This window comes from Shouchella sp. JSM 1781072 (assembly GCF_041949915.1).
GTDB lineage: Bacteria > Bacillota > Bacilli > Bacillales > Bacillaceae_D > Shouchella.
Genome location: NZ_JBHFQE010000003.1, coordinates 201,242 through 224,328 on the forward strand (window position 1 = coordinate 201,242; position 23,087 = coordinate 224,328).

Consider the following 23,087-nt stretch of genomic DNA (forward strand, 5'->3'; position numbering starts at 1 on the left):
TCCACCTAATTAGATAAATATCAAAATAGATAACAAAAAAGAGAGCCTGCTTAAACAGGCCACATCTCTTTCGGATTTAATTCATACAGCTGATCATGACGGTACATAAAGTGGGACATAATGAGCTCTCGTCTTATCGTTGCAAAGTCCTCGTGAAACCCTTTAAGAATTTCGTTCACCTCTGTCTCCTCATACTGTCTTCCCTCATCAAATTGTTGTGCCAACACTTCTAGAATGATAAGTCGCTTTTTTCGCTGGGCAGGTAATTGCATCAACGCTCCATCTCGATTAAAGAAATGTTTTCGTACAAATGCTTTATCTTCATTGGAAACGTCAAAGTATTCAAACCGATTATCTCCACCAATACGTATAATTGCTTCAGCCATTTGCTTTAATTTTGTTTCATTTAAGTGAAAATAAATCGTATTTTTCTCTCTTCGCTGATAAATCACGTCAATTTCTTTGAGCTTCGTTAAATGGTGCGAGATCGTTGGTGGGGTTAAACCTAGCTTTCCAGCAATAGCGCCGTTATGAAGAGGACCTGTTTTTAGCATGCTAATAATTTGAATTCTCGTCTTATCCCCGACGGTCTTATGAAAATGAACCATTCGACTTAACTGCATGTTTACACCTCCATCTAATTAGATAATAATCTAATTAGATAAAAAAGAAAAGAGGAACGTGAAACTTGTTCCTCTAAAAAATTTTTGAACCTGCAAGAATTTCATCACTTGAGCGTTTTGTCGCTTCAAAAATGGTCATGCCTGTTTGCTTTAAAAAAGCTTTGACGACGACATAGCCAACCGCATATCCAGCCGCAAATGACAGACCTACTGGTTGATATCCTTTTTCTCTCGCATATTGATCACCAAACATGTAGCTACTGACTTCCGCAAATCCTTTTACATGCAATGCATCTTTCATCACGGAAATTGAATAAGCTAAATCCTCCTCTTCTAAACCAATTGCCCAAGGACCTAGTTGATCGCTACCATAAAGTTCTTCAGCAAAAACGTCTGCCAAGCCTTCAATAACAAGATACTCGCCCACCGTTACATCACCATGACTCCAGTCAAAATAAGAGAAACGAATATTATGATGGAACTCATGAGCAAGCAACCCCTCAAAACGGCGGGTATTTCGCTCGTTTGGAAAAAGGTGAACCATTATATAACCTGGTATCCCACCGAAACCTGTGTAGGCATCGTGATGACTTAGTTTTTCAGCATCAGCTATATAAATGCCTAATTCAATGGCTTTAGCATTCACTTCTAACTTTTGATCTGCGGCGACGTTTACAATGTGCTTTAAAGCCTTTTCTCCACGTACATGCGCATTCATCTTCTTTAATCGCTTTAATCCTTCTTCTAATATGTCGGGATCATCTACTGATGCGAAGCCCAGCATATTGGCCGCAAACACAACGTCATAACCATTTTCTTGCTTAGCCTTTATTGGAACCTGTAAATAGTCCCACATTGGTTTTAATGACTTCATCATCGTATATCGAAAATAATGTTGCCTTTGCTCGACTGTCTCTATATGCATCAATTCTTCATATTGTTGAACAGTATTTAATACATTTATAAACATGCTTTCCCCTCCTTTCTCCACCATAATGGCTTACGTAACGTCAAGGTCAACAAGCACATTAGGTTGTCTGAATAAATTTGTTTTACTTTTTTATACGCTTTTGCTATAGTAAAAACACTCCTTATGACGAGGTTAATTATCTAAATAATTAATTTATATGATTCGGATCATCTTACAATTAAAATCAACAAAAACCCTATTGGTTCGCTAAAGGAAATAAACGTAAAAAAAGCGAATACAAAAGAAACCATCTTTTTTGCTTAAACAGGCATGAATTGACGTTCAATTGCCTAAGATGAAGATAAGGTAAATCTTCGCGTAAGCAAAAGGTTTGCGATGATGTGAAAACAGGTACACACTAGAATGAAAGGCGAAAGGGTGATAGGAATGGAACAAGCCATTGTTTATGATCTTCTAAATCAACAATTTATACATGCCTTAAAAGAATTGGCCGCTCGACCAGCTGATGACGACCAAAAGATGGCAGCTGATATCTTGCGCTTAGTGACGGACAATCCTCAAGCCATTCATGTGATTGATAGCGACTATAAGGAAGCAACAATCATGGCGTGCTGGACCCCTCAAATAAGCAGCCAATCTCATTGCTCCTAATACTTAAATAAAAATAGAAGATTGTACCTTGCGCTCATCGACGATGTTGATGAGCTTTTTACGAGCGTCTGTTTTACAGTTGTCTTTTTCAATGAGATCGTGTACAATCAAAAACGGTTAAACCTTATACAACGAATAAAAGTTTTTTATAAACTTTGTGGACCTTTTCAGAGCGATATTCGCTCTTTTTCCGCCACACTGGGCTTTCTTGCCTGGTGTGGCTTTTTCTATGTATCAAAGGAGGGGAATTATGAAATCAACTTGGCTTTATTCATTAGCCGTATTAATCGGTGGTGCTTGCTTCGGCATTCTCTCCACTTTCGTAAAAATTGGCTATGCACAAGGGGCTGACCTTGTCCATGTAGTCATGACACAATTCTTTTTTGGCTTTATTATTTTAGCAGTTTTGCTCGCTTTTTCTACTCGTAAAAGAATCCCGCTGAAAACAGTATTGGCGTTACTAGCCTGCGGGATCCCAACGGGGCTTACTGGTATTTTCTACTACCATTCGTTGCAAACATTGGATGCGTCACTCGCCGTGATCTTTTTATTTCAGTTTGTTTGGATCGGTTCCTTTTATGAATTTATATTCGCAAAAAAAGTTCCTTCAAAAAGAAGATTACTATCGATTGTTATTTTAATTGGTGGGTCAATTTTGGCAGCTGGCGTCTTACAAACGGCTGTGCAATTTGATTGGGTAGGCGCGTTCTGGGCATTATTGAGTGCGTTTTGTTCAGCATTATTCATGTATGTAACAGGGGTTGTCGGGACAGAGGTTCCAGTTGTTCAGAAGGGATTTATCATCTCAATCGGTGGGTTTCTTTTATCGGCTCTTATTCTAGTTCCTACCGCCGAGACACTCTCATTTGCTGGAATTGAATCAGGCTTCATTGGGATTGCCTTTTTACTTGGCTTATTTGGCATTGTGTTGCCCCCTCTTATGTTCTCGATTGGAATGCCGAAGATTGGTTCAGGACTTGGAGCGATCCTTTCAACCGCAGAATTACCTGTAGCGCTCATTTTATCAATCGCGTTACTAGGAGAGACCATTTTACCGATGCAGTGGGTCGGTGTCGCGATTATTTTCGCGGGGATCTTCTATGGCAATATTGAGCGCAAAAAAGTGCGTTACGCGTACGCAAGGGACTAACCTTGCGTACTTTTTTAGTCTTCAATCGTCTTTGTCATTTTCACAATTTCCTGTTGGTAGCCTGCATATTCATAGAAACGAACGGCATGCTCATTTGCTTTAAACACATCTAAAACGATTGTTTTCACACCTTGTTCTCTTGCCCACTGCTCCGCTTTTGTCATCAATTCCTTTCCTACGCCTCTTCCTTGAGCTTCAGAAGTTGTCGCGATGCCCGCTATATACACCTGCTGTTCTTTCATAAAAAAATCTTGTTGTAAATCAACCTCGAGATAGCCTAAAAATTGGTCATCTTCTTCTGCCACAAATAGCTGGTGCGCACGATGTTGAATCGCATCTTCTAATAGTTCATTTTGTTTCTTCTCCATTGCCAGCTTATCTCGATGCTGCAATAAATCAAAATCCAAGAAACGACTTGACACGCCCAGGAGTTTCTCTGTGTCTTTCTTTTCAAACGGTCGTATGTACATGTGACTGCTCCTTGTTTTTAAGATTCTTCTTTCTACTTTATTTGATGGATTACGATTTTACAAGAAAAGGGACAATCAAAAAAACCTCCATGAATGGTTCACTCATGAAGGTTCTATCTAAAATGGTTTTACCTTTTACACTGCCTCTTTCAGCTCGTTATTGTCAAAGAGATCGGTTTTACTGATCACCGCGCTCGTCATTCGGCTTAAGAAAACGGCAATCACACCTGGTAGCAACAGGGCATTCCCGATAATTGTAAACGCAAGTAAACCTGCAAACAACACAAGTTGGAGAAAACATCCCATTGTATACAATGGATATTTCAACAATAATTTAAGGCTCATGCCCATTGCTTTCGCTAAGCGGACGTTATATTTGATAAGAAGAGAAACGGTATATAGCTGGCTTAACAGCACCATTCCGGCAAAATAAGTTTGAAAACAGGCAATTGCAAACGCCATATACGTTTGTTCCACGGACCAATGCCACCATGAAGCGACTAGAATGAAGGTAAATCCTCCAAATAGAAACGAGAGTCCTAGTCCTTTAAAGTATGATTTTCTTAATGCTCGTAGAAAAGTACGGATGAGCTTCACATTGTTGTTTGATAGTACAGCTTCCATAGTCGCGGCTGCTGCTAACCATACTGGTCCACCGATAAAGAGAATAAACCCAATCGCGAATTGCCAAGGTAAAAACAAAATAAACGGTACGCATAAAAGAGAAACGAGAAGGCTAATGGAGATGATTGAAATAATATGATGGTACATGTCTTTAGCCGTAATTCGTAATATCGACGTTACTGAAAACATTTCATCACCCTATTCTTTGTCTCGTGTCTATATCAAACAGATGCATTTTCTGCATTTGTAGCGTCATCTTCACACGCTCTCCTGCTTTCACAAAATTTTCTCCCGATGTTTTGGCAATAACAGAGCAGTTGTTAAACGAAAAATAGAGCAAATTTTCAGCGCCTAAATGTTCAAATACGTTAACCGTCACATCAACATCATTATGTTCATCAATCACCATATGTTCCGGTCGAATACCAAACATCACTTCACGATCAACATAAGCTCGAACGTAGTCCCGTCGATCCTCTGGAATGGAAAAAATCGCTTCGCCTATCTTTAATTCACTCTCAGAACGTACGTAGGCTGGAATGAAGTTCATTGCAGGCGAGCCGATAAATCCGGCAACGAACATATTTTGTGGACGTGCATAAAGTTCTTGAGGGGAAGCAATCTGTTGAACCTTCCCTTCATTCATGACAACAATCCTCTCTCCAAGAGTCATTGCTTCGACTTGATCGTGGGTGACATATACAATCGTTGCCCCTAAACGCTGATGCAGCTCAGCTAGTTCAATCCGCATCTGCACACGTAATTTAGCATCCAAATTGGATAAAGGCTCATCAAACAGAAACACTTTCGGGTCTCGCACAATCGCTCGCCCTAATGCGACCCTTTGACGTTGCCCACCAGACAGCTCTCTAGGCTTTCGTTCTAACAGTTGCTCAAGCCCAAGAATTTTTGATGCATACGCCACCTTTTCATCAATGACCGATTTATCGATTTTCATATTTTTAAGTCCAAAGCTTAAATTTTGCTCAATCGACATATGCGGATAAAGCGCATAATCTTGAAAGACCATGGCAATATCTCGATCTTTTGGATGAACATGATTCACAACTTGCCCATCAATATAGATATTGCCTTCTGTTTGTTTTTCAAGACCGGCAATCATGCGTAAAGAAGTCGTTTTCCCACAACCTGAAGGACCAACAAACACTAAGAACTCTTTATCTTTAATTTCAAATGAGGCTTGATCAACAGCTGTAAACAACCCCCCTTTTTTCGAGTCAGAAAACGTTTTTGTGATATGATCGAACACAATTGTCGCCATTTTCCCACCTACCCTTTCACTGCACCAATCGTAATGCCTTGTAAGAAATACTTTTGTAAGGAGAAGAACAAGATGAACATTGGCAGTGCTGCAATAACTGAGCCAGCCATCATCGCGCCAAAATCGGTCGCTTCCGCAAATTTAAAGCTTGCTAGCCCAATTTGAATGGTTCTCATGGAACTTGTTTGTGTGACGAGAAACGGCCAAAAGAATTCATTCCATGTTGCGACAAATGTAAAAATTGCTAGAACCGCAAGACCTGGCTTCGAGATTGGTAAAATAATTTTATAGAAAATGCGCCACTCACTACAGCCATCGATACGGGCTGCTTGGATAAGCGTTGATGGCAATGTTGACATGTACTGTTTCATTAGAAAGATGTTTCCTACCGTCGCAAACATCGGCAGCATAATCGCTGTATACGTATTTCCTAATTGCAGGGTGTTCACGACGATAATGTAAACAGGTATGAGCGTCACTTGAGCTGGAATCATCATCGTACCAAGCAACATCCAGAAAATTGTATTTCTACCTGGAAACCGTAGTTTTGCAAACGCATAACCTGCTAGAGAACAGAACAACACATTCGTAAATGTAAGAACGGATGAAATGAACAAGCTATTGCCGAGCCATCTCATTGCATCTGTTTCAGTAAAAAATCGGATGTATGTAGCAACCGATGGGCTTCGAGGAAACCACTCAGGCGAGAAAGAAGCACTGACAGCTGTATCTTTAAACGACATGACGAGCATCCAATAAAGCGGAATAAGTGTGATGACAATCCAAAAAATAAGAACCGCATAGCTGACCAATCGTGCACTTATCCGCTTAACATCCGTTCGCTTTTGCGCTGCGTTTTTTTGATGAAAAGTAGGCTGATCCATCTTATCGACACGCCCCCTTTTTTTAAAATTCTACGTCGCTCGACATCAATTTAAACTGAAAAACCGACGCTAAGATGATCACAATTCCTAAAGCAAAAGATTCCGCTGCTGCTAATCCAAACTGGTAGTATTCAAATGCATGTACATAAATTAAATACGCAATTGTGGTTGTCGCAAAGTTCGGACCCCCTTGTGTCATTAAGTAAATACTCATAAACACCTGAAACGATCCAATTACCCCCATTACTAATAGATACAAGGTTGTCGGTTTTAATAACGGCATCGTAATATTACGAAACTGTGACCACGCACTGGCATGATCAATATCTGCTGCCTCGTACAATGATTTCGGGATGCCTCCAAGCGCTGCTAAATACAAGATAATCCCTGCGCCATGGCCGGTTAACCAACTCATAAGGATAAGTGAGAACAGAGCGGTACTTGAACTTCCTAGCCACATCTGATTATCAAGACCAATAGAGCCCAGAATCATATTTAAAAGCCCCATATTGGTAGGGTCATAAATCCAAAACCAAACCAACGCCATCGTTACCCCTGAAGCAACTGTTGGCAAATATAAAGACGCTTTGAAAAAGGTCTGCACCTTTTTTCCTCTAGGGAAAATGAGAACCGCTAGTACAAGCGTAATGCCCACGCTCACAGGAACAGTGGCCACTGTAAAAATAAAGGTATTGCGCATAGAGCGCCAAAATATATCGTCTTGAACCATGGTTTGATAGTTTTCTAAGCCAATAAACGTAGAACCCATTACGTGGTACTGTTGGAAACTCATAATAAATGCGTAAATGACTGGAATAAACGTAAACAGTAAAAACACGAGAATTGGAACGAGAATAAAGACGTAGCACCAGCCATAATCCCTTAAAAATAACGTTAATTTGGATGGTGCCTGTACGGTTTCTGCCATAAGAAGCACTCCTTTATAAAAAAGTAGAGGAGGTGCGAACATCCTCTACTCTTCCTGTTGATTACGGTTGATAGTTTGCAGATTCTGCTTCTGATTTAAACTTATCTAACGCTTCTTCAGGTGATAATTCACCACTAATCAACCCTTGGAATGTCGGCACAACAACTTGTGTCTTGAACATATCGTCTTTCGCTGCAAGTTCACTAGAGATTGAGTTTGGTGGCAAGACACTGCTCGCAAGCCTTTCAGCAGCTACTGTATTTTCTGGAGATAACGGCAGTTCATAGTTATCCGCAGCACCTTTATGAATGATCGGTAGAGCCAGAGCTGAAGACGTTTTTCCGATCGCATCTTCTCCTGCTAGATGTTCAAGCACCTTCACACTATTCTCTACATGCGCATCATCCGCGTTGTTTTGCTTAAATAATAAGTATCCTTCAGCGCCACCTTGTGCTACTTCTTCTTGCCCTTCCTGATGAGGAATTGGCAGTAAGACAAAATCTAATTCTTCCCCTTCCGTTACGCCATCTTGAATTTCTTGATTACGTAGTTGCACCATCGCATCTGCATAAGGAATGGCCCGACCGTAAAAAAGAGCTTGGTAGTTGTAATACATTTCTTGTCGTTTGGCAGCATCAATCGCAGCCGTTTCAGCTGGCATAATGCCGTCATCTCTTAACTTCACGATGAACTCCATCGCCTCTAAAATCTTTTCATCATCCCACTGTACGCCTTTTTCGGTCATGCGATAAGGGATGCCATTATTCCGAGCGAGATGATCCAATAATTCTTCATCTACACCTTGAAACACAAATCCATATTGCGGATCACCTTGATCGTTTTCTTGTTCGCCAATCGATGCGAGTTCATAAAACTCATCCCACGTCCAGCCTTCTGACTGAATTTTCTCATAATCAACGCCGTATTCTTCAAGCAGCGCTTTATTTCCACCCCATACATGCAAGTACTGATAAAGCGGTAACCCATACATCGAGCCTTCTAACGTCATATGGTCAAGCGCAATGTCATCATAATCGTTTAAATCGATCGATAGTTTATCATCTAAAGGAACTAATAGACCGGTCTCCTTGTATTTCCCAAGTGGTCGACCAAAATATAAATCAGGTGGACTGCCTGAATTTAACGCAATATCAAACTTTTGCAAGCCTTCTGCCCAAGATAAGATTTCATATTCGACTTTAATCGAAGGATTTTCTTTCTCAAACTCTTCAATTGACTCTTTTAGCTCTCCTTCATACTCACCGTGAACAGGGTACGTCCACACTTTCACAACATCTTGCTTCTCCGCATCATCCCCGCCGCATGCCGTTAGTGCGACAAGCATCATCCCAGTAAACACCGAACCTCCGAGCAAATTTTTCACTTTTTTCTCCCCCTTTTCATCTAAAGCAAGCCCGCTATTTTGCCCCTCCTTTTAAACGTAGATAGTAAAGTGTATGTCTCACACTTTGCGTACATACCATTTTAAACGGAAACAATATAATGTTATCGAGTTGAATGAACCGATTACTATTTTAAAAAAATGATGACGGTCAACCTAACTATCTGTATAATGTTGTACACACAGAGAGAACAAAAGTATTCTCAAAAGAAACTACTTGGGGTGAAAGTCATGAAGTATGTAGAAACCATTAGTTCGTTCGCAGGAAAATATTTTGTTTTTTTCGTTATTGGAGCAAGCATTCTTGCGTTCCTCGTACCTGAACCATTCTTACCTATAAATAGCTATGTCCCGATTCTTTTAGGAATTATTATGTTTGGGATGGGCATGACCATTAAACCAGTTGACTTTAAAATGGTAGCAAAACACCCACTCCCCGTTATGCTTGGACTCATTGCGCAATTTACGATTATGCCGTTAACCGCTTTTGCGATTGCATTTTTATTAAACCTTCCGGCAGAGCTGGCAGCAGGCCTCGTTTTGCTGGGTTCCGTACCAGGAGGAACGTCTTCCAACGTCATGGTATATCTCGCAAAAGGCGATTTACCTTTGTCGATTACCATGACTTCTATTTCAACACTCGTCGCGCCAATCGCAACGCCAGCGATTCTTTATGTCCTTGCCAATCAATGGATGCCTGTGCAGTTTTGGGACATGTTTACGATGATCGTACAAGTCATTATTGTACCTGTGGCACTCGGAGTCACCATTAAACGATTTTTGCCGCTAGTTGCGCGACAAACAGAAAAAGCGATGCCTCTTGTTTCTGTTTTAGCCGTTCTTGCCATTTTATCGGCTGTTGTTGCCGCAAATAATGAGACTCTCGCTTCAACAGGACCTGCGGCATTCATAGCCGTCATGCTACACAATGCGTCTGGTCTAGCACTTGGTTATGGTGCAGCTGCCGCCTTTCGTCTAACACCTAGCCAACGAAGAGCTGTTTCAATCGAGATTGGCATGCAGAACACTGGTCTAGGCGCAACGCTTGCGACAGCACATCTTTCACCTCTCGCCGCCATTCCAAGCGTTATCGGAGCTGCTTGGCATAATTTCACTGGAACCATTATGGCAACGTATTGGTCACGTAAACAATTAAACAAGAAGAATGACTCTGTTAAGAAAAGTGCATAAAGATAAAGCGGGCCTATCAATAGGCTCGCTTTTTCATGTTTCTTTTAACACAATGAATAAGGATGAATTTTCCTCACATACTACATACATGAATGAGGAGGGCTAGAGAATGAAACGAAAGATCGTACTAGTCATGTCGATTGTGATTGGATTGATTTTCACTTGCTCACCGATCAGTATCGCTTCTGTAAAAGAACGCCATGAGTATGAGCAGACAGGCAAAGTGTTTTGGGAAGCCAATACTGAAGAAGCCAACATTGCGTTAACATTCGATGATGGGCCTCACCCTGCCAACACACCTGAACTCCTTGATATCCTTAAAGCGTATCATGTAAAAGCAACCTTCTTTGTCGTTGGAAAGTGGGCTGAAGAATACCCCGAGATTGTACAGCGAATGATTGATGAAGGACACGAAGTCGCAAATCACACCTATTCTCATAACTACGATGAAGCGGTGACAAAAGATGTTTTAATGGAGGAAATTGATCATACGAATCAAATATTGTCAGAGACTGTCGGCATTCGCCCAACCTATTTTCGTCCTGTTGGTGGCTACTATACAGATGCTATCATTGAAGCAGCCCTCGACTTAGATCAGAATGTGTTGCTATGGTCGTGGCACCAAGACCCTCGAGATTGGGCAGGCACGCCGACTAAAAAAATTGTGAGCCATATTATTGAACATGCGCAAGCAGGTGATGTCGTTTTGCTTCATGATGGTGGCGGGGATCGGCAGGAGACACTACGAGCGGTTAAGTTAGTCATTCCGATTTTAAAGCACCAAGGCTATCACTTCGTTACAGCATCAGAACTCCTTCAGCCAAATCCATTGATGGAATAGAAAAAAGCAAGGCCTCCTAAGGGGAGACCTTGCTTTCTTATTTCAAATGAAAAAATTGTAGCAGACGGTCAACAAATGTGAGCTCGTCTTCCTTTTCTTCAGGACGTTCAGCTTCCTTCTCCGCTTTCTCTTCTCCAACTTCTTTTAGCGGCTCCGAACGAATGATGTGATCGTCGTCTTCAATAATGAGCGCACCATTGCGGATATCAAACTGCAAGTCTGCATCTTTTTCATACGTTACGGATGTGGCACGCTCAAGAATATATTCTTTCCCGTTTAGATCTTCAAAATGCCTGCCTTCTTCCATCGTTTTTGTATCAAACGTATTAACGCCGTATTCAAGCAAACGTTTTGTATCATTATAAATATCTGCATTCGTTGGCGCATTAAGATTAACAGCAATTAATTCATCTTCCTCCGTCTCATACGTCGTCACTAATGTAAAACCAGACTGTGAGACAAATCCATTTTTCACACCTGTAACTTCTTCATGATCTCGAACAAGTTGATGATGATTATAAAGGGTGGTTTCCCATCCTTCCCCTTCCCAGTCTAACTCTTCTGTCGCAACAATGTCTCGAAACGTCTCGTTTTGCATCGCATATCTTGTAATCTCTGCCATATCAGACGCTGTTGTGTAATGATCGTCATCGTAGAGACCATGTGGATTCGTAAAATGTGAATCGTTCACACCAATCTTTTCTTTCACGAATGTGTTCATGTCTTCTGCAAATGCCTCTTCACTTCCAGCCATATGCTCCGCAATCGCCGTACCAGCATCATTTCCCGAATTAATTAATAAACCTTGAACAAGCTGTTTTAACGCCATTTCTTCATCTTCAAGTAAAAAAACTGACGTGCCAACAACATCGACAGCCTCTTCACTGACTGTCACGACATCATCAAGATTGCCGTATTCAATCGCCATAATTCCAGTTATGATTTTGGTAATGCTTGCTGGATACATTTGTTCATTTGCTTGTTTGTCGTAAAGAATTTCCCCTGATTTAGCACTCATTAATACAGCTGATTGACTATGTAGATTTGGCTCATCATTTGATTCAGCGTGAGCTAAAGTTGTTGGTGTAGCAAGCATGACGGTGACCATCATTCCACAACACGCACCAAGTAGTTTGTTCCCCATGACGATTTCCCCTTCGACTTCATTCTACAAATTCCCCAACTTATATTAAAGCAGAAGAAGATCAAAGGAATGTGACAACAAGATAACAATTTTGTTTCATCTTTTTAAAATAGTTCGTTTGCACGCCCTTTTAACCATTGACTTCCACGAGCTTGCCGTGGACGACAAATCGACCGTCCTGACCTGTACCGTCATCACAAGTAGAAAATGTAATGATACGATCGTTATCTGTGACGTTGATAGAAGGCTCGTGGATCGATCGCCCCTTAATGTCGTCTAAAAAGCTACCGTACGCTTCGTTATTTGCAAAATCGGTTTCAATGTAGTAGAAGTCTGTCGTAGTATAATAAGCTGAAAAAATTTCAACGTTGTATTGCGTTTCCGCTGTGTCAAAATAATGGTCTTGCGTTTGTGAAAAAAAAGCCTCGTCCGCAAATTGTTCTAAATCATGAAACATCGTTCCGTCACGCATATGATGCCCATACAAAATAGTATGCTGAGTCTCTTCAGTGGCGTGATTGCGATAATCCATAAAGATACTGCCCGCTCTTGTTCGTTCATTTTTATAATTACGATTTAAATAGAAGTCATTATCATTCGCTTGCATAACAGGATATTCAATCGCAGTACCAGCAATTGATAACCAACCAACGATCTGCTCGTTCACTGCGTGAAGAGAATCAAAAGGATCTTCATCAACCACCTCTGCTTCACTCTGCCTAGCTTCTCGAGGCTGACTATACAGCTCTTTCGCATCTAGCAGCGTTTGCTTGTTTTGATAAGAGTCATAGCCAATCCATAGCAAATGCCCACTGGCGTAAAGAAAAATAAGCGCAAAACAAACGGTAATGCTTCTATTCATAATCGGTTTCATCGTTCACACTCCTCTTTTTTTCACACTTTACCTGTTGGAATGAGCAGCGGTTTTCGTGTTTCCTGATCTTCAACAATTCTCGCTTTTACGCGAAACACCTCTTCAATTAATGAAGGAGTCATTACCGTCCGCACGTCCCCTGCAGTGACAAGTTCTCCTTCTCTCATGACCCAAATGTCATCGCTATATTGTAAAGCTTGGTTTAAATCATGAATTACCATTACAATTGTTTTTCCCTGCTCTTCTTTTAACGTTTGAATTAAATCGAGCAATTCATACTGATGATACAAATCCAAATAAGTCGTTGGTTCATCTAATAATAAAAAAGGCGTTTGTTGAGCAAGGGACAACGCCAGCCAGACTCTTTGCCGTTCTCCTCCTGACAAATGCACCAACAGTCGATCTGCCATATCCATTAATCCGGTCACCGCAAGCGCTTCAGATACAGCTTCCTCGTCTTTTTTTGACCATGATGTTAACCGATTCCGATGTGGAAACCGCCCGTATGCGACAAGACTGCGAACACTAAGATTTTGAGGGATTTCATTTTGTTGATACACGATCGCCAATTGACGCGCCCATTTTTTGATCGAAAATGTGTGAACCGCTTGTTCATACAGGCTAATCTCTCCTTGATTTGCTTTCAACTGCCTTGCCAAAAGAGACAGCACTGTTGATTTTCCACTACCATTCGGTCCTACAATGGACGTGATGTTGCCAACTTGAACAGCTGCATTGAATTGGTTGATAAATGGTTGATTTTTCACGTGGGAAAAAGACACATTATGTATGTTCATGATGCATCCGCCCCCTTACAAGTAAAAAGATTAAAAATGGTCCACCGATAATAGACATAAAGATTGATGCAGGGATTTCATTCGGTGCTAAAACGAGCCGACCTAATGTATCCGCAAGCAACAGGATGGACGCACCAGCCACTGCGCAAAATGGGATAAGTAAACGATAATCAGAGCCAACGAGCTGTCGACCAATATGTGGGATGAGCAACCCTAAAAAGGCGATGACCCCTGCTACTGCAGTGGCGATCGAAGCTAATACAACGGCGACAACAGAAACAAGGATGCGCGTTGTCGTTACCTTCATGCCAATACTTAGGGCAGTCTTATCGCTCAACAATAGACGGTTGCATGCACCATATAGAAACAAGGATAACAGGATCGCTACACCCCCAAAGAAGATCATACTATTTGCATCCGTCCACGTTTTCAGAGAAAGGGTCGACGTTGTTGCGGAAGAAATGCTCGTAACCGAGTAACTCCCACGATAGTTGAACACTTCGGACAATCCTGTAAACGTGGCGTGAACCGCGATTCCAATTAAGATGAGTTTTAATGGATTCAAGCCACCTCGATACGCAAAGGTGTAAACTAGGATAAATGCAACGAGTCCACCTAAGAAAGCAAACAGCGGCATAAAAAAGTAGAGTTGAGGATAAATCGTCACAAAAAGTAAAGCTGTAAAACTTGCACCTGATGAGATCCCTATAATACTCGGATCTGCAATTGGATTTCTCATAACCGCTTGCATAAGTGCGCCTGAAATGGCAAGCGCCGCACCTGCTAAACTCGCAATAATAATACGCGGAAAGCGCAAATCATAAATGACGTTCACTTCTTCGTCCGTTTTTGTCCACACACCCTCCACTAGCTGAGGAAAAGGAACGCGGATGCTTCCACTCATAACGGACACATACAAAAGAAGCAGAAAGGTAACACTTAAAACTGTAAAGATGATTGTGTTTTTCACCCTTCGTCTTCCTCCGGATAGAGCATTTCCTCAAGGGCATCCAACGCTTCAAGAACCGCGATGTTGCCCGTTGTGCCGAATAATGACTCTTCTAAATCATAAACGCGGCCTTTTTCTACTGCTTGGAAATGTTTCCACACATCATTACTTTTGAATTCCTCATCAAACATTTCAATCACCTCTTCTGGCATCCCATGAGCCGCACGTAAAATAAGATCTGGGTTCGCTTGCTGTAAATATTCTGTATTTGATGCCAAGTACTCGACATTCTCATCTGCTTCAACAGCTAACGTCCCACCTGCTAATTCCACTAAATCACCAATGTATGAGTGCTCTGTTGCCACTAAATAGCTCCCAGGAACACCCATTAAAATGAGTACCGATGGCTCGTTTCGATCCGCGTTCTTTTGCTCAAGTTCACTTAATCGACGATCGAAGGTTTCGACCAATGCTGACGCCTCTTTTTCACGATCATAGCGTTTACCAATTCGCTCAATCTCATGACTCATTTCTTCTACACTTTGAAAATTCAAAAATTCTGCTTCAATTCCAGCCGTTGTAAACGACTCTTCTAGATCCCCTTGTAGCGTCGTCACGCTCCAGACAACATCTGCTTGAAGCTGTCGAATCTGTTCAGCATCAGGACTCATAGGATTCCCTAATTCCGTGACATCATCATAGCGTTCTGGTAAAGCCTTATAACTACTAGGAATTCCAACAAGCTCCAAGTCTAACGCATCAGCAAGCTCCGTAGCTGAGACCGTTGTTGCGACAATTCGATCTGCTTGATCAGAAGCAGAAGAAGGGGAATTTCCCCCTTCAATTGACTCACTAGCTGGTTGACACGCTCCTATGAGAAAAACGCATATAAGCATGACGCCAAAAAGTGCCTTCTGCATGACAATCCCTCTTTCTATTAGTGGTTTATCGTCATTCGCTTCGATCGCTGCCATTTCCATACAAAGAACGATAGTGAAAGGAGAAGCATAGCCACATACATACTCACTAGTGAATGATCAGATGTTTGTGGATTTTGCTGTTGAACCGCAGTACTGTTTCCAGTATCTCCGTTATGCTGAACGCGATCATAGGTTAAATTCGTCGTATCGTTGTTTCCTGCAGCGCCATCTCCATTATTACTGTCATTATCTGTGACCGTCGGCGTCTCTTCCGCTTTTACGAGTGTTACACTCTCTGGAGAAAACTGGATGTCGACCTCATATTGATTGTCGTACTCAAACCCTGGAATTCCCGTCACGATAATATGAACCCATGCATCTACTGCTTCTGACAGTTGGTCGGTTTCAAAGCGAACCGTTTTTTCTTGTTTTTCTAGATCATCGTAAACAACTTCGGGACGAGCTCCATTAATGGTTAGGTCTTCATACCAGTTACTATTGGTTAATGTAAGATCAATTGTATAACGACCATCTTTTAAGAAGACGTTTGCCGGCTTTTTCGTATAGCCATCCATAACCGAAAGCTCAGAAGTCCCTTTTTTAAAGACAGAAAAATCAATTGTATATTCGCCATTTACGAGCTCATCTTCATTAATCGGCTTGGGATCGTTTGGTTTATTTCCATTGTCATCTTCTTTTGGTTTTTCTTCTTCCTTAGGCAGTTCTCCACCATCACCATCAGGATTTTCTTTTCCATCCTCATCAATTGGACCCGGAAGCTGATCTTTTTCAATGAGTGTAAGAGAGTCATAGTCAAATACAAGATCTGCATCATACTGATTGTCATAATTAAAACCAGGAATACTGTCTACACGAATATGAACCCATACATCAGCGATATCTTCTAAACTTGAGACATGAAAACGCACAACGCGCTTGTCTTCCTCTTCATTTAGACGAACAACCTCTGGCTGGTCACCATTCATTGTTAGATCACGATACCAACTCTGATTAAGTAACGTTAAATCAACTGTATACATACCATCCTTCACATAAACGGTTGCTGGTTTTTCCGTATAGCTATCCATCACAGAGACATCAGTAGACCCAGCTTTTAGCATGCTGAAATCAATTGTATATTGACCATCTACAAGCTCATCATAAGCGGGTTCCTCAGGCTGCTGCGGCTGTTCTGGCGTTGGCACTTCAGGATTTGGCGTTTCTGGTTTTGGCACTTCTGGTTCTTCTGGCACTTCAGGATTTGGTGTCCCAGGTACTTCCGCTACTTTTTCTGCTTTATTTAAATCAAACACCATTCGGAAATCTTGTGTGTTTTCATACACCATCCCGTTTGGCATTTCTACACGCATGGAAACTTTTGCTGCAGTTGGATTGTGCAATTCTTTTTGGCTAAATGTATAGGTTCTCGTATTTTCTTCTTCATTGTCTTCAACTGAAGAAGCTTCTACTACTTCACCACTTGACAATACAAGATCCGTAATCTGATGGCTTTCTTTTACGGTTAACGCTAACGTGCTTTCCGTTCCATCAATGACAACGTGTGCTGGATTAACAAGGTAACGGCTCATCGCAGAATCACGGTCCTCCGTTGCATGTTTCGCTGCAAACGGTACATTGTACGTTCCAGTTTCCAGTAAACTCCAATCTGGTTTTGAAGGTTGCTGTTCTTCTGGTTGCTCAGGTTGTTCTTCTTCCGGCTGCTCGGTTTCTGGTTGCTCAGGCTGTTCTTCTTCCGGCTGCTCGGTTTCTGGTTGCTCAGGCTGTTCTTCTTCCGGCTGCTCGGTTTCTGGTTGTTCTGGTTGTTCTTCTTCTGGCTGCTCGGTTTCTGGCTGCTCAGGTTGTTCTTCTTCTGGCTGCTCGGTTTCATCGAGCTCAATAACTGTTGCATCCTCATAGTCAAACGCTATGTCTACGTTATAACTGTTATCATAATTAAAGCCAGGGATACCTGTAACAACTATATGAACCCAAGCCTTTACGGTTTCTTCATTTGTTGTAAAACGTACCGTCCGCTCTCCAGTTTCAGGAGTATCCGAAATGACTTCCGGTTTCTTTCCTTCAACAGTAAAGTCTTTATACCAGTTACTATTTGTAATGGTGAAATCTACTTGGTAGCTTCCATTCTTTACCGTGACTCTTGCTGGCTTTTTCGTATAGTCATCCATCACGGACGGCTCAGACGAACCCTCTTTTAATACTGTAAACGGTACATCGTACACCCCATTCGCTAATGCATTTCCTGCCGTAGCTGCATAGCTAACTGATGGGGATACAAGGCTGAAAATTAACAAAAATGCTAAGACGCTATTCACAATCCGGTTATGAATTCTCACTATAGTACTCCTCCTAAATTCACGCTTGTTTTACTCGTCTGCGAAGGAGTACAATAGCACTGACAATGACTAAACTGAGAAGTAAAGCAATGGGTGCACCATCATTTGTTTGTGGATTGTCCTCCCTCTCTGCTTTATTTCCCTGTTCACTTTTGCTGTCGTTGTCACTAGACGATTGAGCTGCCCCCAGCGGCTCTTCGTCTTCTTTTATTTCATCAACTTGTTCCGTTTCTTCAGCTGTAGCAGTCTCTAGAGCTGTTAATGTGTTCTCATGAAAATCAAGGCGAACCGTATAATCATGATCGTATTCAATATCAGGAACGATGACATGGATTTGAGCTTCAGTCATCTCGCTAATCCCATCAATTGGAAATTTCACAACACGTGTATCTGCCCCTGTATTTTCCAAAACGACCGTGACATTCGAGAAACGTCCATTTGCTTGCGATTGATACTCCACAATCCACGAGCTATTGTTCAACGTAAGTTGTGTCGTCATCTCACCATTCTCAACTGTTAACGTTGCAGGCTTTTCCCAGTAGTCATTTGCGATAGACGCTGATGGGTCACTACCGTGCATGACGGTATAATCAATTGTGTACGTACCGTCCGCTAATTCTGCTTTACTGACTGATGGATAGACTATATACAGAAATAAAAAGGTAGCTCCTAAAAGAAGACATACCTTTTTCCATTTACCATTCATTGCATCTCTTCCTTCTCTTTATATAGTTTTTCTATTATGCTTCTTGACTTCTTGGCATTGGCATACGGACAATTTCAACTTGATAAAATTCAATTTCATTTCCTACGATGTAATCGGGACGGGCATTTTTCCCAGAATGGGCTTCACGAAATGCTGCACTTTTTGTCCATGTGTGAAAATCGGCTTTCTCTTCCCAACGCGTACTAATTGTAACTTCGTCATGTTCTTTTTCTTTTGAGTTCACTAATACTTCAAGACCTAAGAATCCTTGTGCATACTCAATCTTGCCAATCTTGTCGAAACGTTCAACAAGCTTATGACCTTCTCCCTTACGAATCAGTGTTTTGTTCGCAACAATAATCATTAAAATTCCTCCTCAAAGTTTTTTTAAATCGTGTTTGTTTATAATGTCACCTCCTTTAATTAATACACTTACAATCGAATGCTATTTCTCTTTAAAAGATAGAGAAAAAATGGCGCTCCCAGACAAGCGAGCAAAATCCCTACTGGCAGTTCAATCGGATCAAAGACGGTTCTTGCTAATGAGTCTGTGAAGACAACCAGTGCCGCTCCACCGACAATCGAAAATGGAACGAGATACCGAGAATCACTGCCGATAAGTAAACGAATCATGTGCGGAACAACAAGGCCAACAAATCCAAGAAGTCCCGCTACACTTACAGCTGCTCCAGCTAAGAGCGCTGCAAGCAAAATGAGTAGAAAACGAATGCGTTCAACAGGTGCACCGAGAAGTTTCGCCGTATTGTCGCCTAATAATAGTAGATTAAGAGGGCGAATGGCGAACAACGTTAGGAAAAGCCCTCCTACAACATAAGGCCAAACAAATTCAACATGATACCACCCTCTCCCTTGAAATCCTCCTGCTAGCCACGGCAAAATCGCTTGAACGCGATCACTGTAAAGAATCATAATTCCGCTTTGCAGTGCGCCACATAGTGCATTAATTGCGACTCCAGCAAGAATTATTTTCAATGGGGATGCACCTTTTTCCCACGAAAGCCCGTAAATACAAAGCACCGCAACAAAGGCTCCAATGAAAGCAAAAACTGGTGTTAAATAACCAAATTGAGGTAGTGCAACCATCGCCACACTGGCAGCTAATCCCGCCCCTGCCGTCACACCAATAATACTCGGATCGGCGAGTGGATTTTTCATTACACCTTGCAAGATCGCTCCTGCCGCAGCTAAGCATGAACCAGCCATAGCGGCAACGAGAAGTCGTGGCAGCCGAACGTTAAACAAAATTAGCGCATTTGCTTCGTCATTTTGTTGAAATGCGCTCGTTAAGTCAGAAAACGTAAACTGCACTGCTCCAAAAAAGATACCCCCAATCATTGAAGCGATTAAAAAAATTGGCAGGATGATTGCTAATAACTTTCTCCTTCGATTTCGTACAAGGATCGTTAATTCACTCACTTTGAACCTCTTCCAAACGATCACGCATATAGGAGATAGCATCCGTAATACGACTCCCTGGATTTGTGCCAAATAAATCAGCGGGCAATACGTCCATGTTTCCTTTTTTTACAGCAGGTAATTGCGCCCAACCAGCATGTTGCGCCATTTCTTGTACGAAACTTTCCTCTACAGCTGACGGATCACCATGTGCCATAAAGAAAACAACGTCTGGATCAGCTTGAATAATACGCTCGGGTGATAACGCGGCATATTGAGGATAATCCTGTAGCTGATCAAAGTCCGCCGCGATATTTAATCCTCCTGCCGCCTCTAAAATATCACCCGACAATGAATTTGGTAGAGCAACTAGATTTGAGCCTGGAGCACCGTATATGAGCAAGGCTTTCGTTTCTTTATGTAAAGGCTCATCTTTCATATCCATTTCAACCAACTCTATTTCTTCAATCAATTGACTTGCAGACGCTTCTTCCTGAACGACTTCGCCAATTAGTGAGATTTGGTCTTTAATGTCTTCTATCGCATTAGCATTTGTTAACACAACCTCTGCTCCTGTACCTTCAATAGCGGAGAGATCTTTTTGATTCATAGGCTCATTTGCGAAGACAATATCAGGTTGTGCAAGCGTTAAGCGCTCTATATCGACTTCATGATAGGAACCAACTTGTTCGGCTTCTACCGCTTCTGGTACAACAGGAACATCCTGACTAGATGGTCTTCCAATAACGTCTTTTCCTAACGCGTACACAATATCTAACTCACCATTACCTAATACTGCAATACGCTCAGGCTCATCATTGAAAGCAACCTCTCGCTCTGCAAAATCAGTTACGACATGGCTTTTCTCCTCAGTGTCTGCACCAGTTGCTTGACAGCCAGCCAACATTAGCCCACATAACCCCAATAAGAACGATTGATTTTTCACGCTTAAAACCCCTAACGATAATGAGAATCAATTTCATTTAGCTTAATATTATTGAGAATGAATCTCATTGTCAATTATTTCTTTGAGATTTTTACAACTTTTTTCAATGAATCTATTTGTTCACACATTAGTCTTGAGCCTTTTCTTTCGTTCATTGAGCGCTATAAGCTAGACGAATCGCCACATTAACCTTCCTCGTATTAGTGTCAAATTAGCCGTAAAAATAAATGTACATGTTAAGCCTTTCAATTCAAAAAATGAAATTTTAAAAAAAAATTAATTGAAAATGATTCTCAATATCATTTATGATCATACATATTACGATAAAGGAGTGAACGCGGTGCGAATTTGTTTAGTCTTTGCTTCCATGTCTGGAAACACCGAAGATATGGCTGTTTTAATAAAACAAGAGCTTGAGAAAGAAGGAATTGAGGTCATACTAGAAGAAATGGATGGGTATTCTGCCGACCAATTGGTCGACTTTAATGGAGTTATTCTCGGTAGCTATACATGGGGAGACGGGGATTTGCCTTATGAGGCTGAGGAGTTTGAAGAAGAACTTGCTACACTCGATTTAGGTTCGATGCCGTCAGCAGTATTCGGTTCAGGAGATCGTAATTACCCCGCATACTGTGAAGCGGTGAATTTGCTTGAAGAGACTTTACAAAAAGCAGGCGCAATACTAATCTGTGACAGTTTAAAAAATGAATTTGAACCTAAAAACGAAGAGGAAGAAGAGGCATGTCGTCGCTTTGCCCAACAGTTTTCCTCTACGTTGAGGCAAAGGGTTTAAGGCGGGAACTTTTTTCAACGATTTACGTAAATTTTAAAAACGATCTTTGTTGAAAGGAGTTCATTAATGTTGACCTTAGCTACGAGCGTTAATAAACGACTAGTAGATGATAAACTGCAAACATGTTGGCCTGGGTTTACCCATGGGTGTTTTGCTCTTTACGATAAAGAAAACGTTTATCTCTTTTATCATCCAAGCCTTGGTTCTAAAACATTTCCACGAACAGCTGAATTTAATGGTTGTACGCTTATTTTGTATCAAGGTCACCCTACCGTTATCATTGATTGCACACTTTTCAAAAACGAGGACGATGTATATACCGTCCTCTGTCATGAATTGTTTCACCTTCATCAATACTATCAGGCAGAGAGCCGTATCCCCGATGAACTAGTAGGTTTGAAAGTTAACTTTACTCCTAACTTTATCGCTTTACGGATGACTGAACGAGTCGCCCTTATAAACGCTTATCGATCAACAAATTACCACGACCTTCAGCATCATTTGCAAACATTTTTTACAACGAGAGAAACGCGTCGTCACTCTTATTCTGCTGGTGTGCAATACGAGGAAAAAGTTGAGACACTGGAAGGGCCAGCTCTCTATGTTGAATATCACGCTTCATTTAAAAAAGAGGCGCTACAAGAAAACTGGGCTGAACAAATGATTGATCCTTTTGATTCAACGCTTTCTTTTCGAAGAAGCTGTTATTACTCAGGGTTCTATTTAACATGCCTTCTTGATCGCGTGTTTAAGCAGTGGAAAGAAAATCATTTTTCGCACAGTAGCACGCTTTATGAACAATTACAAGCACATGCTTTAAGTGCTAAACAACCAGTCATTCACCTGTCCAAACAAGTAGAAATCATAGCTGAGAAGGTCTATCAATGGACGCTACAAAAAAAAGAACGAGCAATCAACGATTTTCACTCACGTTCAGGCATACACTATGTTTTAAAAGGAGATATTTCTGTCTTAACATTCGATCCGATGAATACCATCATTAATCATAATCAATGGCTTTATCAAACATTCTTAACAGCTTCCCTTGGTACGGAAAAACATGAATTTCGAGAGCCTATTTTAGCTACATACTACGACAGCCATCAATTACAGCAGCTAGAAGTAAGGACGAATGCGCCGCTTTCAGCATTACTTCCAACTGTCCAGATGAAACAAGATAATCAATTAACGATCCTAACGTTTTAGTTTCC

At 41.4% G+C, this 23,087-nt stretch carries 24 protein-coding genes; 6 read left to right on the top strand and 18 right to left on the bottom strand.

What is annotated here, in order from left to right; translation table 11 throughout:
- Window positions 1-50: 50 nt before the first annotated feature.
- Together ACE1TH_RS14870 and ACE1TH_RS14875 are read right to left on the bottom strand one after the other, a co-directional pair.
- Entirely contained in the window at window positions 51-623 is a 573-nt protein-coding gene (locus tag ACE1TH_RS14870) for a DUF2087 domain-containing protein (RefSeq protein ID WP_099303852.1), read from the bottom strand.
- A gap of 73 nt (window positions 624-696) precedes the next feature.
- Window positions 697-1,593 carry a DUF2268 domain-containing putative Zn-dependent protease gene (locus ACE1TH_RS14875; protein ID WP_375079365.1) on the bottom strand — a complete coding sequence of 299 codons (897 nt, stop codon included), beginning with the start codon at window positions 1,591-1,593 and terminating at the stop codon, window positions 697-699.
- A gap of 387 nt (window positions 1,594-1,980) precedes the next feature.
- On the opposite strand from ACE1TH_RS14875, the gene ACE1TH_RS14880 reads away from it, so the two are divergent.
- Complete coding sequence (locus ACE1TH_RS14880; protein WP_099303856.1) at window positions 1,981-2,205, top strand: hypothetical protein; 225 nt, start codon at window positions 1,981-1,983, stop codon at window positions 2,203-2,205.
- A 250-nt stretch (window positions 2,206-2,455) separates the two neighbouring features.
- Window positions 2,456-3,355: an EamA family transporter gene (locus ACE1TH_RS14885; protein ID WP_375079366.1), complete on the top strand. Its 900-nt coding sequence runs from the start codon at window positions 2,456-2,458 to the stop codon at window positions 3,353-3,355.
- A 14-nt stretch (window positions 3,356-3,369) separates the two neighbouring features.
- On the opposite strand, the gene ACE1TH_RS14890 is transcribed toward ACE1TH_RS14885, so the two are convergent.
- From ACE1TH_RS14890 to ACE1TH_RS14915, 6 genes are all read right to left on the bottom strand, one after another.
- On the bottom strand, window positions 3,370-3,825 hold the full coding sequence (locus tag ACE1TH_RS14890) for a GNAT family N-acetyltransferase (RefSeq protein WP_375079367.1): 456 nt from the start codon (window positions 3,823-3,825) through the stop codon (window positions 3,370-3,372).
- 135 nt (window positions 3,826-3,960) lie between these two features.
- Window positions 3,961-4,638: a hypothetical protein gene (locus ACE1TH_RS14895; RefSeq protein WP_099303862.1), complete on the bottom strand. Its 678-nt coding sequence runs from the start codon at window positions 4,636-4,638 to the stop codon at window positions 3,961-3,963.
- A 4-nt stretch (window positions 4,639-4,642) separates the two neighbouring features.
- The gene (locus ACE1TH_RS14900; protein ID WP_375079368.1) at window positions 4,643-5,731 is read right to left on the bottom strand and encodes an ABC transporter ATP-binding protein; all 1,089 of its coding nucleotides are present in this window, start codon (window positions 5,729-5,731) and stop codon (window positions 4,643-4,645) included.
- A gap of 8 nt (window positions 5,732-5,739) precedes the next feature.
- Entirely contained in the window at window positions 5,740-6,483 is a 744-nt protein-coding gene (locus ACE1TH_RS14905; RefSeq protein WP_255225408.1) for a carbohydrate ABC transporter permease, read from the bottom strand.
- Between the two features lie 154 nt (window positions 6,484-6,637).
- Window positions 6,638-7,543, bottom strand: a complete 906-nt coding sequence (locus ACE1TH_RS14910) for a carbohydrate ABC transporter permease (protein WP_099303866.1) — start codon at window positions 7,541-7,543, stop codon at window positions 6,638-6,640.
- A gap of 61 nt (window positions 7,544-7,604) precedes the next feature.
- Window positions 7,605-8,927 (bottom strand): ABC transporter substrate-binding protein, encoded by a 1,323-nt coding sequence (locus ACE1TH_RS14915; protein ID WP_375079369.1) that lies wholly within the window; start codon window positions 8,925-8,927, stop codon window positions 7,605-7,607.
- A 249-nt stretch (window positions 8,928-9,176) separates the two neighbouring features.
- Here ACE1TH_RS14915 and ACE1TH_RS14920 point away from each other — a divergent pair, with 249 nt between their 5' ends.
- A complete protein-coding gene (locus ACE1TH_RS14920) occupies window positions 9,177-10,136 on the top strand; it encodes a bile acid:sodium symporter family protein (RefSeq protein ID WP_099303868.1) in 960 nt (319 codons plus the stop codon).
- Window positions 10,137-10,245: 109 nt separating this feature from the next.
- On the top strand, window positions 10,246-10,977 hold the full coding sequence (locus ACE1TH_RS14925) for a polysaccharide deacetylase family protein (protein WP_375079370.1): 732 nt from the start codon (window positions 10,246-10,248) through the stop codon (window positions 10,975-10,977).
- A 37-nt stretch (window positions 10,978-11,014) separates the two neighbouring features.
- On the opposite strand, the gene ACE1TH_RS14930 is transcribed toward ACE1TH_RS14925, so the two are convergent.
- The 10 genes from ACE1TH_RS14930 to ACE1TH_RS14975 form a co-directional block, all read right to left on the bottom strand.
- Window positions 11,015-12,121, bottom strand: coding sequence for a D-alanyl-D-alanine carboxypeptidase family protein (locus tag ACE1TH_RS14930; protein WP_375079371.1), 1,107 nt, complete (start codon window positions 12,119-12,121; stop codon window positions 11,015-11,017).
- A gap of 130 nt (window positions 12,122-12,251) precedes the next feature.
- Window positions 12,252-12,995, bottom strand: a complete 744-nt coding sequence (gene srtB, locus ACE1TH_RS14935) for a class B sortase (RefSeq protein ID WP_375079372.1) — start codon at window positions 12,993-12,995, stop codon at window positions 12,252-12,254.
- A gap of 20 nt (window positions 12,996-13,015) precedes the next feature.
- Window positions 13,016-13,792: an ABC transporter ATP-binding protein gene (locus ACE1TH_RS14940; RefSeq protein ID WP_375079373.1), complete on the bottom strand. Its 777-nt coding sequence runs from the start codon at window positions 13,790-13,792 to the stop codon at window positions 13,016-13,018.
- Window positions 13,779-14,762 (bottom strand): FecCD family ABC transporter permease, encoded by a 984-nt coding sequence (locus ACE1TH_RS14945; RefSeq protein ID WP_375079374.1) that lies wholly within the window; start codon window positions 14,760-14,762, stop codon window positions 13,779-13,781. Before ACE1TH_RS14945 ends, ACE1TH_RS14940 begins: the two co-directional genes overlap by 14 nt.
- On the bottom strand, window positions 14,759-15,661 hold the full coding sequence (gene isdE / locus ACE1TH_RS14950) for a heme ABC transporter substrate-binding protein IsdE (RefSeq protein ID WP_375079667.1): 903 nt from the start codon (window positions 15,659-15,661) through the stop codon (window positions 14,759-14,761). The genes ACE1TH_RS14945 and isdE overlap by 4 nt, the downstream gene beginning before the upstream one ends.
- A gap of 17 nt (window positions 15,662-15,678) precedes the next feature.
- Window positions 15,679-18,015 carry an NEAT domain-containing protein gene (locus ACE1TH_RS14955; RefSeq protein WP_375079375.1) on the bottom strand — a complete coding sequence of 779 codons (2,337 nt, stop codon included), beginning with the start codon at window positions 18,013-18,015 and terminating at the stop codon, window positions 15,679-15,681.
- A 19-nt stretch (window positions 18,016-18,034) separates the two neighbouring features.
- Window positions 18,035-18,721, bottom strand: coding sequence for a heme uptake protein IsdC (isdC, locus tag ACE1TH_RS14960; protein ID WP_375079376.1), 687 nt, complete (start codon window positions 18,719-18,721; stop codon window positions 18,035-18,037).
- Between the two features lie 34 nt (window positions 18,722-18,755).
- A complete protein-coding gene (gene isdG, locus ACE1TH_RS14965; protein ID WP_375079377.1) occupies window positions 18,756-19,085 on the bottom strand; it encodes a heme oxygenase in 330 nt (109 codons plus the stop codon).
- A 68-nt stretch (window positions 19,086-19,153) separates the two neighbouring features.
- Window positions 19,154-20,158 carry a FecCD family ABC transporter permease gene (locus tag ACE1TH_RS14970; RefSeq protein ID WP_375079378.1) on the bottom strand — a complete coding sequence of 335 codons (1,005 nt, stop codon included), beginning with the start codon at window positions 20,156-20,158 and terminating at the stop codon, window positions 19,154-19,156.
- A complete protein-coding gene (locus ACE1TH_RS14975) occupies window positions 20,151-21,083 on the bottom strand; it encodes an ABC transporter substrate-binding protein (protein ID WP_375079379.1) in 933 nt (310 codons plus the stop codon). The genes ACE1TH_RS14970 and ACE1TH_RS14975 overlap by 8 nt, the downstream gene beginning before the upstream one ends.
- A 286-nt stretch (window positions 21,084-21,369) precedes the next feature.
- Between ACE1TH_RS14975 and ACE1TH_RS14980 the strand changes: the two genes are divergently transcribed.
- Together ACE1TH_RS14980 and ACE1TH_RS14985 are read left to right on the top strand one after the other, a co-directional pair.
- Window positions 21,370-21,876, top strand: a complete 507-nt coding sequence (locus ACE1TH_RS14980; protein ID WP_375079669.1) for a flavodoxin — start codon at window positions 21,370-21,372, stop codon at window positions 21,874-21,876.
- Window positions 21,877-21,942: 66 nt separating this feature from the next.
- The gene (locus ACE1TH_RS14985; RefSeq protein WP_099303876.1) at window positions 21,943-23,082 is read left to right on the top strand and encodes a hypothetical protein; all 1,140 of its coding nucleotides are present in this window, start codon (window positions 21,943-21,945) and stop codon (window positions 23,080-23,082) included.
- Window positions 23,083-23,087: the final 5 nt, after the last annotated feature.